The 13,268-nt window shown below is 45.4% G+C and carries 11 protein-coding genes; 6 read left to right on the top strand and 5 right to left on the bottom strand.

Annotated features, from left to right (window positions below):
• The first annotated feature begins 50 nt into the window (after positions 1-50).
• Positions 51-2,084 carry a cation:proton antiporter domain-containing protein gene (locus tag RH949_RS24115; RefSeq protein WP_446356704.1) on the top strand — a complete coding sequence of 678 codons (2,034 nt, stop codon included), beginning with the start codon at positions 51-53 and terminating at the stop codon, positions 2,082-2,084.
• A gap of 97 nt (positions 2,085-2,181) precedes the next feature.
• On the opposite strand, the gene RH949_RS24120 is transcribed toward RH949_RS24115, so the two are convergent.
• A complete protein-coding gene (locus tag RH949_RS24120) occupies positions 2,182-2,424 on the bottom strand; it encodes a helix-turn-helix domain-containing protein (RefSeq protein WP_006102603.1) in 243 nt (80 codons plus the stop codon).
• Between the two features lie 144 nt (positions 2,425-2,568).
• Here RH949_RS24120 and RH949_RS24125 point away from each other — a divergent pair, with 144 nt between their 5' ends.
• A complete protein-coding gene (locus RH949_RS24125; RefSeq protein ID WP_006102618.1) occupies positions 2,569-2,823 on the top strand; it encodes a hypothetical protein in 255 nt (84 codons plus the stop codon).
• A 538-nt stretch (positions 2,824-3,361) separates the two neighbouring features.
• Here the strand turns inward: RH949_RS24125 and RH949_RS24130 are convergent.
• The gene (locus RH949_RS24130; RefSeq protein ID WP_006102638.1) at positions 3,362-3,994 is read right to left on the bottom strand and encodes a type I restriction endonuclease; all 633 of its coding nucleotides are present in this window, start codon (positions 3,992-3,994) and stop codon (positions 3,362-3,364) included.
• A 285-nt stretch (positions 3,995-4,279) separates the two neighbouring features.
• Here RH949_RS24130 and RH949_RS24135 point away from each other — a divergent pair, with 285 nt between their 5' ends.
• Positions 4,280-4,408, top strand: a complete 129-nt coding sequence (locus RH949_RS24135) for a CU044_2847 family protein (protein WP_006102741.1) — start codon at positions 4,280-4,282, stop codon at positions 4,406-4,408.
• A 329-nt stretch (positions 4,409-4,737) separates the two neighbouring features.
• On the opposite strand, the gene crtB is transcribed toward RH949_RS24135, so the two are convergent.
• Positions 4,738-5,664 carry a 15-cis-phytoene synthase CrtB gene (crtB, locus tag RH949_RS24140; RefSeq protein WP_044208590.1) on the bottom strand — a complete coding sequence of 309 codons (927 nt, stop codon included), beginning with the start codon at positions 5,662-5,664 and terminating at the stop codon, positions 4,738-4,740.
• 299 nt (positions 5,665-5,963) lie between these two features.
• Positions 5,964-7,397, bottom strand: coding sequence for a 15-cis-phytoene desaturase (pds, locus tag RH949_RS24145; RefSeq protein ID WP_006102673.1), 1,434 nt, complete (start codon positions 7,395-7,397; stop codon positions 5,964-5,966).
• Positions 7,398-7,565: 168 nt separating this feature from the next.
• On the opposite strand from pds, the gene RH949_RS24150 reads away from it, so the two are divergent.
• The 3 genes from RH949_RS24150 to RH949_RS24160 all read left to right on the top strand — a co-directional run bounded on the left by RH949_RS24150 (position 7,566) and on the right by RH949_RS24160 (position 12,237).
• Complete coding sequence (locus RH949_RS24150; protein WP_446356708.1) at positions 7,566-8,960, top strand: DUF308 domain-containing protein; 1,395 nt, start codon at positions 7,566-7,568, stop codon at positions 8,958-8,960.
• A 184-nt stretch (positions 8,961-9,144) separates the two neighbouring features.
• A complete protein-coding gene (locus RH949_RS24155) occupies positions 9,145-11,298 on the top strand; it encodes a tetratricopeptide repeat protein (RefSeq protein WP_006102775.1) in 2,154 nt (717 codons plus the stop codon).
• 54 nt (positions 11,299-11,352) lie between these two features.
• Positions 11,353-12,237, top strand: coding sequence for an Rpn family recombination-promoting nuclease/putative transposase (locus RH949_RS24160; protein WP_446356710.1), 885 nt, complete (start codon positions 11,353-11,355; stop codon positions 12,235-12,237).
• A gap of 6 nt (positions 12,238-12,243) precedes the next feature.
• Here RH949_RS24160 and galT read toward each other — a convergent pair whose 3' ends face one another.
• Positions 12,244-13,242: a galactose-1-phosphate uridylyltransferase gene (galT, locus tag RH949_RS24165; protein ID WP_006102606.1), complete on the bottom strand. Its 999-nt coding sequence runs from the start codon at positions 13,240-13,242 to the stop codon at positions 12,244-12,246.
• Positions 13,243-13,268 lie beyond the last annotated feature (26 nt).

Raw genomic sequence — 13,268 nt, forward strand, 5'->3', positions numbered from 1 at the left:
TTCCCTGTTCCCTCCTCTCAACCGTTAACTTTAGTTTTGTCCGACTACTTATGATGTATCCTACCTTAACGGCGGTTGCTTTATTCCCGAGTCCAATTACTGACCCTGTTGCCGTCTTCTTAACCATTTTGGCAATTATGTTAGTCGCGCCACTCCTGTTTGAACGATTGCGACTTCCGGGTATTGTTGGCTTAATTCTAGCGGGTGTGATAGTTGGACCCAATGTGCTGGGGTTATTAGAACGGGATAGTACCATCATCCTCTTGGGAACGGTGGGACTCTTGTTTTTAATGTTCATGGCGGGACTCGAAACCAGCCTCAATGACCTTAAATATAACGCCGATAAAGCCGCAATTTTTGGTTTAGCCACATTCTCTTTCCCCATGATTCTGGGTACGGTGGCAATGTTACTCCTAGGATATAGTTGGCTAGCATCGATTCTAGTCGCGTCTTGTTTTGCCACCCATACACTTTTGGCATTACCTATCCTCACCAAGTTGGGATTAATGCGGACACAAACCGTAACCACAACCTTGGGCGGAACATTAATTACTAATGTTTTGGGACTCTTAGTTCTGGCGGTAGTCGTGAAAGCCGATGGCGGAAATCTGACCCTAGGATTCTGGTTGTTTCTGATTCCCGCCCTCACTATCTATACAGTAGCAACATTATGGGGCGTCCCTAAACTGGGGCGCTGGTTCTTTCGCCAATTTGGGCATGATGAAGGGGCGGAGTTTATTTTTGTCCTCGCCACATTGTTTGTGGTGTCTTACGCGGCGGGTTTAATTGAAATTGAACCGATTATTGGCGCATTTTTAGCCGGAATTGCGATTACCCAAATCATTCCTCAATTGAGTCCGTTAATGAATCGGATTCAGTTTATTGGCAATACCTTATTTGTGCCATTCTTTTTGATTTCCGTGGGAATGCTAATTGACCCGTTAATTTTAGTCAAGCAGCCGAAATCAATCTTGGTGGCGCTGGTGATGATTGGCGCGGAAATGGTGAGTAAGTTTGGCGCGGCTTGGGCACCAGGTAAGCTGTTTGGGTTTCAATTTCCTAGTATTATGGTCATGTTTGGGTTGTCCATGGCACAGGCGGCGTCTACCTTGGCGGCGATTACGGTAGCTTATGAAATTAAACTGGTGGATCAGTTAACCGTAAATGGGATAATTGCCATGATTTTAGTCACCTGTGTCGCCTCTCCTTGGATTACCGAACGCTGGGGAAAACAGGTGAAACCTCACGGACAACAGGAGGGAGGAAATCAAGGAAAACCGCCATCGTTGGCAAAGCGGGTATTAGTTCCGGTAGCGAATCCCAAGACGGAAGATAATTTATTACAATTGGCATTAATTTTAGCAAAAACAGCCGAAGGAACCTTACTTCCGCTGCATGTTTTATCGGATAAAACCGGACTCATTTCCCCAGAGGCGAAGATGCTACAAACCCAGCTTTTAGCGGCGGCGGAACGAATTGCCCATGCAGCCGTAACTAAAGTAGAACCGATTGGGCGGGTGGATGATACGATTGACCGAGGGATTACCCGCACGGCAGCCGAACGAGAGGCGACGTTGATTATTTGTGGCTGGAAGGGGTATTCCACGACTCGTGAGAGCTTTTTTGGCAGTGTGATTGATAATGTTATCTGGCGATCGCAGGTTCCGGTATTAATTGCCCGATTCTCGCAGCCGATTGAGAATACTGCACGAGTGGTATTAGCGGCGACGGATCAGGAGACGGTATCAGTGACATTTAAACCGACGGTGACGTTAGCGCAAAGCTTAGCAGCGGCGTTGAAAGCCACGTTTCGATTGGTGATTGTGGTGACGGGAGTAGGGGAGTTTGCCTGTCAGCCAAGGGAGTGGGGGTTGGCAAACACAAGTGAGTTGGTGCAAGTGCGGGGGAATTTTGTACAGAATGTGTCGCGGATGGTGCAACGTCATGATTTACTTATTCTCACGGCAAGTACCCATCCCAGCTACCTTTTGGCGATTCCCACATTAGGGGGAGAACCAGAGGCGATCGCACGGACGCAGCAAGACACCTCTATCATTGTCGTACATTTTCCCAGCAGTAGCTGAACAAGGTGGGGAGGTTTTGTGTAGGGGCGGGTTTGACAACTATCGTTTCTTACCTCACCTAAATTTAACTAAACCCGCCCTGACTCCTGCACAATCTTCACTCCTCCTCCTTATCCACTAAATCGCCGAGATAGAGTTCAATGAACATCTCGGCGGCGACGGGATTGATTGTATTCAGCGCTTTGACAATATCCGCAACGGTTTCGGCTGTTGGGTCTATTTTTTCATGAAACCAACGAAAAACTTTGTTTCGCTCAATCCCTAAAGCTACCGCCAATTTATTTTGGCTGATTTTATAGGCTTCTAGGGTCTGTTTGAGGGCTTGTCCTGCTCTTCCCATGCTTCTGTCGCGCTTACCTTGTCCGCAGGACAATCGTGTCAGAGGAGCATGACCTCGTAAATGTTGCCAAGTATGGTAACATCTGCTAATCTCTTAAATGTTATCAATTTTGGTAACATTTTCAGCAACAATTAGGTGAATCCAATGTCTCAAGAGTTTGTTTCAAATAACCTAGAAAAAGTACCTCCCGTCCCATCAGCGACGCCAGAATCTACCGCTAGCCGTGAACCTGTAAAAATCTCGATTATTGGCTCTCGTCGAGGCGTCAAAAGTATCATTCACACCTTGTACCGCCTCCAGTTTGCTGAAGTGATGGCTTGGAGTCCCTTACAACCGACAGGTAAACCGGGTGAATTTGTGAGTATGCTGATTCGGCAAATTTCTTTTCGTTCCGAGTAACAAGAGTCTGATTGACCCATAGCTGTAGAGGCGAGTTTGACCCCCTTGTCTGCAAAACTCGCTCTCCCTGCGCTCCTGTTATAGTCGAGGAATGTAGAGATGCGACGGGTATACCTGGAGGATAGGATGAATCACTTTTCCAGTTTGATGTCTTTTTTACGCGATCGCAAGACATTTTTAACCGAGGTTGAGAAGGAAGATGAGTGTGGAGCAACAAATGCGAGATTTGTAAGTCGAGATAAAATTATGAAATAAATTTATTGTCTTTACGCTAAAGTCAGAATGGAGCTTACTTGGTAAGTCTTGGAATCCGTTTTAACTGAGATATTGCACCATTTTCAGTAAGCCCCAACACCCGCAAAGAACTCAAGTTCTTGGCTAAAAGCTCAAGTCGTCTAAAGACGACTCAAACTCTTATCCAGTCAGCCTGAGTATGTCAACCGTGCGATCGCATCGTGTAATTCCTCTTTTGTATAAAGGGTATTGGATTTTACCCGAATTTATTGGCTAAACCCGCTTCTACTACCGAACCCATACTCTAATCCTGGAGAACCGCAGCTACCCGCTTGAAGATTTGAAGCACATCATAAAGCTGGTTACGGCGAGGAAGAAGCGAAAATACATCAGATATATCGTACTCAGGAAATGCTTGTTGGCTTAACTTCAAAAAAGCAAACATCCCCCCATTTGTCACCATACCATAAACAGGTTGATCAGGATGACGGTTCGCCATCATATAAGCCAAAGCTTGGGGAATCGCTAACTCAATATTGAGATCACTGTGTTTAGCTTCTAGTACCACAACCCAAAATTGCTCCAACACGACCAAAAAATCTATCCGTCCCCGCAAAATCTCATCATCAACAACAGTCGTAATTTCAACCGATACTTCTGATCGCAGCTTAAACGGGAAATCATAAAAACCCGCCAATTCCAGCAAGCGAGACACAACAATCAGATTGACCGCTCCCTCGGCTAATACTCCATCGGCTCGATGATAGCGGTATCTGTCTCTAATCTGGTCTAACGTAGCTTGCTCCTGTTGGGTGAGTTCAGGCAAGTTCTCAAACCATTCTGTAAAGAATTGTTCATCTTCCGTTCGCCGAAGATTAAACTTGTTATGGACATCGTTTAGGGTTTTAATCGTTTGGGTAATTGCGGTTTGAACCATCTGTCTGGTTTTGTTTCAGTTGTTATAGTTAATTTTACACTTCATAGTGTAAGGTGCGTTACTAAGTGGACTTCAATAAGCTGTTAAGCTGTTCGGCATTTAAACCTTGATGTCAATAATGGTGAAATCCTTGTAGTGCGTTTAGCGAAGCCATGCCGCAGGCTTTGCATCTTGCTCGCTACTAATACCCAATTTAAATGCATGACAGCTTATCTAGAAATTCGACAAATCTCTTCTTATCTGAATGAGCTATACTTTGTCCAAAGGTAAGCGTACATTGAAGAGATGAATATTAAATTTGGTCTAAAAATTGCTGGAAAGACAGGTTTGCCGATGCTGGCTGAGGGGTCAAGTAACGCTGATTTTGAAGTCTCTATTAAATGCAAGTTTCCCAATCAAAAGAGTAATCGTTGAGGATAATAAAATTGTTGTTGGTGGCTGACGACCTAAAATAGTGGACGAGATTTTACGGTGAGATCGGGCGCACGTCGGTCATCCGTGTCAACTTAAGGTCGAAAACCAATGCTGGTAAGGTTTTCAGCTATGTCTATTTACTGCTCAAAATTTCCCCCTCATCCCCTAACCCCTTCTCCCACCGTGGGGAGAAGGGGGATCGGATGCTCTTGCTCCCCTCTCCCCGGCGTGGGAGAGGGGCTGGGGGTAAGGGGTTGAGCTTAAGTTGACACCAATGCACGTCGGTGCGCCCCTACCAGTAATGTTTCATAACAAACGACAAATGACAATTAAAGCGCCTGTGCCCGCAACCACGCTACTGGTAAATAAAGCAACTTCCGCCCCTTAGACACATAAGCCCGTTGCGTAAATACATCATAATTATTATGCTCAATGACATCTAAAATGCCCTGATACAGCATCGTAGCCGCCCAGACGGGCCAACGCGCATCCCGACTCAGCGCCCCAATACCCTTTTCTGCGTAAGTATAAAACTTACGCGCCCGTTGAATTTGGAAGCGCATGAGTTCCTGCCAGCGCTCGTCCACAACTCCCTTAAATAAATCCTCTTCTGTATAATTAAATAGCGCTAATTCATCTAATGGCAAGTAAATTCGACCCCGTTGAGCATCTTCGCCAACATCGCGGAGGATATTGGTCAACTGTTTAGCAATCCCTAACGCGATCGCTTCCTCTACCGGATTCGTCCCAAACTGACTATTCCAGGGCGTTTGACTCCAATCCAAGTCAAATCCTAGCACCGGACTGGTCATTAATCCCACCGTACCCGCCACACGATAGCAGTACAGCTTCAGTTCTTCAAAGGTTTCATAACGGCTGCGATATAAGTCCATCCGTTGACCGGCAATCATATCCCGAAACGGTTGAATATCCATCGGGAACCGTTGCAACGTATCCACTAACGCTACATCCGCGTCCTCGATTGGCTGTCCCGCGAAAACAGATTCTAACTGCTGTTCCCAGCGATCCAAGGTTTCCGGCGTGGTTAAACGGGCTTGGGGACCATCCACCAGTTCATCGGTTCGCCGACACCAGAAGTAGATTGCCCATATCGCACGCCGCTTTTGTTCTGGCATCAGTAAGGTAGCCAGATAAAACGTCTTGGCGTATTTTGCTGTAATCTGACGACAGATTTCATAAGCCTCAGATTCAGGAACCAGCTTTCTCATGGGCGGAGATTTAGGCAATTGAAGCATTCGTTGCAGGTAATTCGGTTAGGGGCTTGCGGAGTAGATCCTGGATTAAGTCATAGCAGTTAACCGTCAAAAGAAGTCAAAAGAATGGTACTGACTCCTATAGTCGAGAAACACGTTTCCCAGAACCCAAGCTCAAGTACGCTAAAATTTAGCGGGTCAGTCTTGGAACCCAGTTCAACGGAACGCCAGCTTCCAGCCCACAGACAAAAAACAGCTTCTCGCCGATTTTAGTTCCAGGGCTTTAGCTGGGATAGTTACGGTAAAGACGGATAGTGGGGTGAGGATAATGAGTTTTTCTCTTAACCCGCACCGACAACCTCTTTACTGTCCACCTGTTTAAACAGCCGTTGACTTGAGCCTCCTGATTCATGACGCCTGACAATCACCTGCGATGTCAGCTTACCAGAAAGTACGGCACCCTCCATACTGGCAAGGTAACGTTGCATGGTGTAATCGCCAGTCAAGTAAAAATTGGGGATGGGTGTTTCTTGGGAGGGACGATGGGCTTGTCGTCCCGGAATGGCTTTGTAAACGGAACGTGGAGTTTTGACGATGTGATACTTGAGCAACTGGGCAGGGCTATCACTATCAAAATGTTTAGGGAAGAGTTTCTTGAGTTCTTCCAGCGTCGCCGCCACAATATCCTGATCGGATTTACCAATCCAATCTTTAGCTGGGGCGAGAACTAACTCCAACATCGAACGGTCAGGGTTAGCGTATTCCCGACAGGTATTGCTCATGTCAGCATACACTGACAAAAGGGGCGATCGCGAAAAGAGTAGATGGTCAATATCTGTTAATTTCCGGTCAAACCACAAATGCAGGTTAATCACCGGAACCCCTTCTAACCCTTCTAGCTTATTGAAGAACTCCATCTCTCGCCAAGGTTGAGGCATGATTAACTTTAAGGGATCGACAGGCATTGCCGAGACATAAGCATCCGCCGTCAGCACTTCGTCCCCATGTTCACCCCGAATCAAAAATCCCTGTACCGTCTGATCCGGATTGAGTAAAAATTCCTTCACCGGAACATTTAATCGTACCTCCCCACCCCTGGCGGTAATATAGTCTACCAAGGGTTGACAGAGGCGCTCCGTTGGGGAACCATCCAAGAATGCCATTTTCGACCCATTCTTTTCCTGGAGAAAGCGATTCAGCGCCGTCAACACCACCGTTGCCGAAATTTCATCAGGGTTGATAAAATTCAGCGCTTTCGCCATGGCGATAAAGACTTGCTTTTCTACCCGTGGCGGTATAGTTTGACGCTGTAACCACTCGGAGAAGGAATATTGATCCATCTGTTCAACATACTTCTGACCATTAATAATGGCGGGAATCAAACCCAAGCCAAACCGGATCTTCTCCGACCAGGTCAGCATATCGTTATTTCGCAGAATCGCAATAATTCCGTTAATCGGTGCCGGTAAATCCGGGAAATCAAACCGAGAGTAGGTGCCGGGTTTCTCTGGCTGATTGAAAATCATGGTGTGGTCTTTCCACTGTAGCCGATCCTCAATCTCTAGCTCCTTAAAGAGCTGTAGCATATTGGGATAGGCACCAAAGAAGATATGTAACCCGGTTTCATACCAGTCTCCGTCTTCGTCTTGCCAAGCGGCAACTTTTCCGCCGAGAACGTCCCGACGTTCTAAAACAATGGGGGTGTGACCTGCATCCGTGAGATATTTGGCACAGGAAAGTCCAGCTAAACCCGCTCCAGCGATCGCAACTCGCATCTGATAGTAATACTCTTTAGTTAGGTGCTTGTCGGTGTACTCTGGATTTCATTATACTTTGCAATCCGTTACATTTGGTAAAAACTGTCGCCGACTTCATCTGCTTCCCCAGCTCCCCCAGCTCCCCCCGCTCCCCCATCTCCCTCACCCCCGTTCCCACGGTCATCAATGATGAACAAACCGACTCAGCTAATCTACCCTACCGTCGATCTATTCTTATATGACCTGCGCGAGAGTTTCGGTCACTCTTTACCGGAAATCCATCACTACCGTCAACAATTTTGGCAAAAAATCGATCCCAACTTAGACGATGATAAACTCAACCAATTAGCCGCCCTAGAAAATCCCGCAGCGGATTATGTCCAACTCTTGGTTAAGGGATTTGAATCTCCCTTAGATGGATACTATCGAGCGCTACAACTCGGAGATGCTTACGCCCTGCAAGTCAATTGTTCAGGTGACTATAAAGACCCAGAAACAAAACAACCGAATGATGCGACCCAACGGATTGAAACTTTAAGTAAGCTAAAAAAAATTATTGCCTCTCACATTAATCATCAGGTGGATACCTGGGAACTGCTCCCCACCCAGCAAGGCACAATTGGTCAAACGTGGCTAGTGTCTGTACAGATTGCTGATAGTAATCAAGATCCCAAACAACTGGCTAAAGACTGTTATAAACAGCTCACGCCCAATCCGAAATGGACTCCTGAATTTAGAGAACCAGGACGATTGTTGGGGTCAAGGGTATTTGAATATTGGCATTCGCCCGATAATTGGCAGCAAGACTGGGAGTCGTTTAGTCAAGAAAACTATCATTTGATCATTTGCATGTTTCCTGCTGGTAAAAAAGTTACGGAAATTCGGCAAAATCTGTATGACATTCACTTGGATTTAATCCGCTTATTTAGCTATCGCCATAAAATTGTTTGGGCATACTGGCAAAGTCGTTGTCGTACTCAAGACTTAAAACTTCAATCTTATGAAATTCGACGTTTAGTTGCCAGTGTCCGTACTTTACCCAATCCGATTCCTGCTCAAGGCTTAAATTTAAAAGAACTGCAATCAACCTTAATCCAAACTTTGCCAATTTTATCAGATTATGCCATGAATTTAAATGATTTAGACTATTATATGACCACGATTCAGGGAAATTTGGAAAATTATCAAAAGCGAATTCAAAAGCTGGAACGCGAAACAAGCAGCTATTTAAAGTTTTTGAACCACTTTAGTGAAGTAGCGAATGAAAAATATCTGCAACAAGTTGCAACAGATAGTGCGACATTTCGTCCCGGATTACCATTGATGGAAAATTTAATTCGGACGATTGGTAGTGTGAGTGGTATTGAACAAACCAAAAGCAATCGCACGCTGAATACAACCGTCGCTTTAATTGGTATCGGATTGATTGTCAGCAGTATCGCCGCGACAGTTTTGGTCGAACAACTACCCCCAGCGAAAGAGACGCCATTCTTGTTCACGCCTGTATTTTGGGGAAGTATTAGCACAGGCGTCATCGCTGTAGTGATTGCCTTTATTCTTCTGTTTCGCGATCGCCGTTAGGAAAAATGTTGAGTGTTGACCCTTCACGATCTTTAAGGGAACCTGGTTTGTAGGGGCGGGTTTAGGGACTTTATGCGTGGCTATGGATGGTAATGTTTGTGCAAAACCCGCCCTGACCGAGTTTTAAGATATAAGAAAATATGAGAATGGGGCAACCAATCAGGTAACAAATGACATAAGACAAATGACAAATGACTATTTAGCCAATCAGTGGTTGCAACAGGGAATTGAATACTTTCAGATTGGGCGCTACGGGGAAGCGATCGCGAGTTTTGAAAAGGCTGCCCAATTCCACCCCAATATGCCAGAAATTTGGTTCCATTGGGGGAATACTTGTTTTCATCTAGGATGGTTCGACGCGGCGTTGACGAACTATGAGAAAGCGATTACCTTGAAACCGGATTACTCAGAAGCCTGGTTTAATCAGGGAAATATTCTATTTAAATTAGGACGCCTAGAAGACGCTTTAGCGAGTTATGACCAAGCGACACAATTTAATCCCGATTTGGCAGTGGCTTGGGGAAATCGGGCAAGTACGCTGTATAATTTAGGACAGTATGAAGAAGCGTTAGCCAGTTGTCAACAGGCGACTCACTGCCAACCGGATTATGTGCAAGCTTGGTATATGCAAGGGTTGGTGTTGATGAATGGGGGACGCAAAGAGGAAGCATTAACTAGCTTTGATCAAGCCACAAGCTTAAATCATGACTATCTGGAGGCTTGGAAACATAAAGGCTGGATTCTGTTTAATTTAAACCGTTATACTGAAGCATTAGACAGTTGGCAACAAGCGGTTTCACTACAGCCCAATGATTACGAGGTGTGGTTTCAGCAAGGGAATACATGTTATCGGTTGGAACGGTTAGACGATGCTTTAGCGAGTTATGAAAAAGCCATTACCTTACAACCTGATGCCCCAGAAGCATGGAATAATCGGGGATTGGTTTTGTTTCATTTAACTCGCTATACCGAAGCCGTGACAAGCTGCGAAAAGGCAACTAAACTACAACCCAATTACCCAGAAGCTTGGTTTCATCGCGGTAATGCCTTGTTTAGTTTAGGACGTTTAGAGGATGCGATCGCGTCTTATGACCAAGCGTTGCAGCTTAAACCCGATGATTACGCCACTTGGGGCAATCGGGGTAGTGCGTTATATAGTTTGGGACGGTATCGAGAAGCGGTTTCGAGTTGCCAGAATGCTACCTATTTTAATCCCGACTATGCCGAGGCGTGGTACATGCAGGGATTAGCGCTAATGCAGGGAGAACAACCCAACGCCGCGATCGCTTGTTTGGATAAAGCGACAGCCTTGAAACCTGATTATGCCCAAGCCTGGTTGTATCGGGGTCATTTATTATTTCAATTAGGGCATTTAGCCGACGCGATCGCTAGTTGTCAACAGGCGACGACACTTCAACCCGACTATGTAGAGGCTTGGTCTATTCAAGGTATCGCCTTGATGCAATTACAACGCCCCCACGAGGCGATCGCTTGTTTGGATCGAGTGGTTGAATTGTACCCGGAACACCCGGAGGCTTGGAAACATCGGGGAACGGTTCTGTGTCAGTTGGAACGCTTAGAGGACGCAATTAGCAGTTTTGATCGGGCAATTACCCTCAAGCCAGACTATTTCCAAGCGTGGTATAATAAAGGGTTACTTCTCATGCATTTAGACCGCCCAGACGCCGCCATTACCACCTTTGATAACGCCCTAGAACTTCAACCGAAACTGTATCCTGCTTGGGTCAACCGAGGCAATTTATTATTACAAGAAGGGCGCTGGGACGCTGCGATCGCCAGTTATGATCAAGCCCTAGCCATTCAACCTAATGTTGCCGAAGCCTGGGCAAATCGAGGGATTGCTTTAGAGAAGCTAGGACGTTACCAAGACGCCTTAGACAGTTATGATCAAGCTTTAGTCCTACAATCCGATGATGCCAAAACCTGGAATCATCACGGAGTTACCCTAATCCAGTTAGGACGTTATCAGGACGCCTTAATCAGTTTCAGCAACGCCTTAGATCATCAACCCGATGACCCAGAAACCTGGAATAATCGCGGATTAGCCTTGGATAATTTAGGGCGATATGAAGAAGCAATGGTTTGTTTTGAACAAGCGATTGAATTAAACTCCGATTATGCCCAAGCCTGGAACAATCGCGGGGTAGCCTTACGGAATTTAGGACGAGAAGAGGAAGCGATTCTATCCTTTGATCAGGCATTAGAATTAAACCCAGATTACCCGGAAGCCTGGAATAATCGGGGTTTAGCGTTACGGCATTTAGGACGAGAAGAGGAAGCGAACGCCAGCTTTGAACAAGCAAATATGAAGAATTAGATAAGTTTAGGTTTTAGTGTATAATGGTTCAATCCTCATGTTTTGAGCAAAACGATGAGATTTATTAATCCCAAAACTGATTACGCCTTCAAGAAAATTTTTGGTTCCGCTGACAGCAAAGACATTTTGATTAGTTTTCTCAATGCCTTGATTTATAACGGCAACTCTACTATTGAAGATTTAGAAATTATCAATCCCAACTTGCCCCCGAAAGTTGAGGGGTTAAAAGATACTTACCTTGATGTCAAAGCTCAACTAAAAAACGGCACACTGGTGATCATTGAAATGCAAGTCCTGAATGTGCAATCCTTTGGGAAGAGAGTTTTGTTCAACGCCGCCAAGACCTATGCCTTTCAACTGCAAAAAGGAGAAGGCTACCGAATGCTTAAACCAGTCATTGCTCTAACCTTGACTGATTTTGAGATGTTTCCGGGTCGCCATCCGTTTACATCCCGCTTCGTTTATCGAGAAGTATCCGATGGCTATGTTTATACCGAAAACGATATTGAACTGATTTTTGTTGAATTACCCAAATTTACCAAAGAAATTGAAGAACTAGAAACGATTACTGATAAATGGATTTACTTTATCAAATCCGCGCGATCGCTCGATGAAGTTCCCACAAATATGGACAATATTCCCGAACTCCACCGCGCCTTTGAAATTGCCAATCAAGCCAACCTAACCCGCGAAGAACTAGAAGATTTGGAGCGTCGAGAAATGTTTATTTATGATCAGCAAGGAGCGGTTGCTCTGGGTCGTCAAGAAGGTCGTCAAGAAGGTCGTCAAGAAGGTCGTCAAGAAGGCAAAAAAGAAGAACAACGCGCTATTGCTAAAAAGCTACTCACCCTATTGGATGACGAAGCGATCGCGGCAACAACAGGATTAAGTCGGGAAGCCGTGCGAGAACTGCGCGAGAAAGAGTCCGAGAATTTGTAGAACCAATTAAGAATTCAAAAAATCGGCATCAATTTCAGGTAAAGAAGGATTGATACTAATCCCAGAACCCAGTTCAAATCCGGCTGGGGTAGTTAGCCGAGGACTAATTTGGCAATACCAATGAATTTGGGGTTCTTCAGCTTTATAACGGGCAGCCGTATTAATCACGTAATTATAATCGGGATCACTTAGCTTGTCATACAACCGAGTCAGAACATTTTTGAGAATTAACGCAAAATGTGACTTTTCAATAGCGGAGATACTGCCAAAATCTGCCTCATGTTCCTTTGGCATAATCCAAGTTTCAAAGGGCACATCAGCCGCAAAAGGAATAAACGCTAAGAAGGATTCATTTTCAGCAATCACCCGTCTGCGGTGATGCTGTTCAAACTCTAAAATATCGCAATACACACATCGTTGCCATTGATCGTAATATCGCTGGGCTTCTTGTTCTCGCACTCGAATATTTTGCGGAACCATGCCCGTGACAATCATTTGAGAATGGGGATGACTTAACGATGCACCCGCTTTCATCCCATGATTGCGAAAAATGATTGCCATCATATTCTTGTGGGCTTGCATCAGTGTGACGTAGCGCTTGTGATAGGTCTCAATCACCGTTTCTACGTCCTCGATTGGCATTGTGGCAAGATCTTGATGATGATCAGGACTTTCAATAATCACTTCATGCTGACCATAACCGGGCATCATTAAATAAATCCCCTCCTTCGATCGTTCTCTGTCTTCATCGGGAGTTAAGGCGGGAAACTTATTCAGTACAACCCGCGTTTGCCAGCCTTTGTGGTGTCGGCTGGGCATCTCTAGGAAAATTCTCTCAGCTTTATGTTCATTGCCGGGACAAAAGGGACAATCTCGCGATAGAATCCCTGAAGTTTGTTTGTTGTGACTTTTTTGCTGAAAATCCTGGGGACGCTTACGCCGACTCGGTGCGTAAATGACCCATTCTTTTGTCACCTTGTTGAGTCGGATTTGACCGGATTGCATACTATCTAGCCCCTATAATGTACTTG

The sequence above is a fragment of the Coleofasciculus sp. A1-SPW-01 genome (assembly GCF_040217205.1).
Classification (GTDB): Bacteria; Cyanobacteriota; Cyanobacteriia; order Cyanobacteriales; family Coleofasciculaceae; genus Coleofasciculus; species Coleofasciculus chthonoplastes_A.

What these genes read in the sequence shown, in the direction of transcription:
- RH949_RS24135 (WP_006102741.1), top strand. Translation starts at nt 4,280, where the DNA reads ATGAATATTAAATTTGGTCTAAAAATTGCTGGAAAGACAGGTTTGCCG.
- RH949_RS24130 (WP_006102638.1), bottom strand. Translation starts at nt 3,994, where the DNA reads ATGGTTCAAACCGCAATTACCCAAACGATTAAAACCCTAAACGATGTC.
- pds (WP_006102673.1), bottom strand. Translation starts at nt 7,397, where the DNA reads ATGCGAGTTGCGATCGCTGGAGCGGGTTTAGCTGGACTTTCCTGTGCC.
- RH949_RS24160 (WP_446356710.1), top strand. Translation starts at nt 11,353, where the DNA reads ATGAGATTTATTAATCCCAAAACTGATTACGCCTTCAAGAAAATTTTT.
- crtB (WP_044208590.1), bottom strand. Translation starts at nt 5,664, where the DNA reads ATGCTTCAATTGCCTAAATCTCCGCCCATGAGAAAGCTGGTTCCTGAA.
- RH949_RS24125 (WP_006102618.1), top strand. Translation starts at nt 2,569, where the DNA reads ATGTCTCAAGAGTTTGTTTCAAATAACCTAGAAAAAGTACCTCCCGTC.
- RH949_RS24150 (WP_446356708.1), top strand. Translation starts at nt 7,566, where the DNA reads ATGATGAACAAACCGACTCAGCTAATCTACCCTACCGTCGATCTATTC.
- RH949_RS24115 (WP_446356704.1), top strand. Translation starts at nt 51, where the DNA reads ATGATGTATCCTACCTTAACGGCGGTTGCTTTATTCCCGAGTCCAATT.
- RH949_RS24120 (WP_006102603.1), bottom strand. Translation starts at nt 2,424, where the DNA reads ATGGGAAGAGCAGGACAAGCCCTCAAACAGACCCTAGAAGCCTATAAA.
- RH949_RS24155 (WP_006102775.1), top strand. Translation starts at nt 9,145, where the DNA reads ATGACAAATGACTATTTAGCCAATCAGTGGTTGCAACAGGGAATTGAA.
- galT (WP_006102606.1), bottom strand. Translation starts at nt 13,242, where the DNA reads ATGCAATCCGGTCAAATCCGACTCAACAAGGTGACAAAAGAATGGGTC.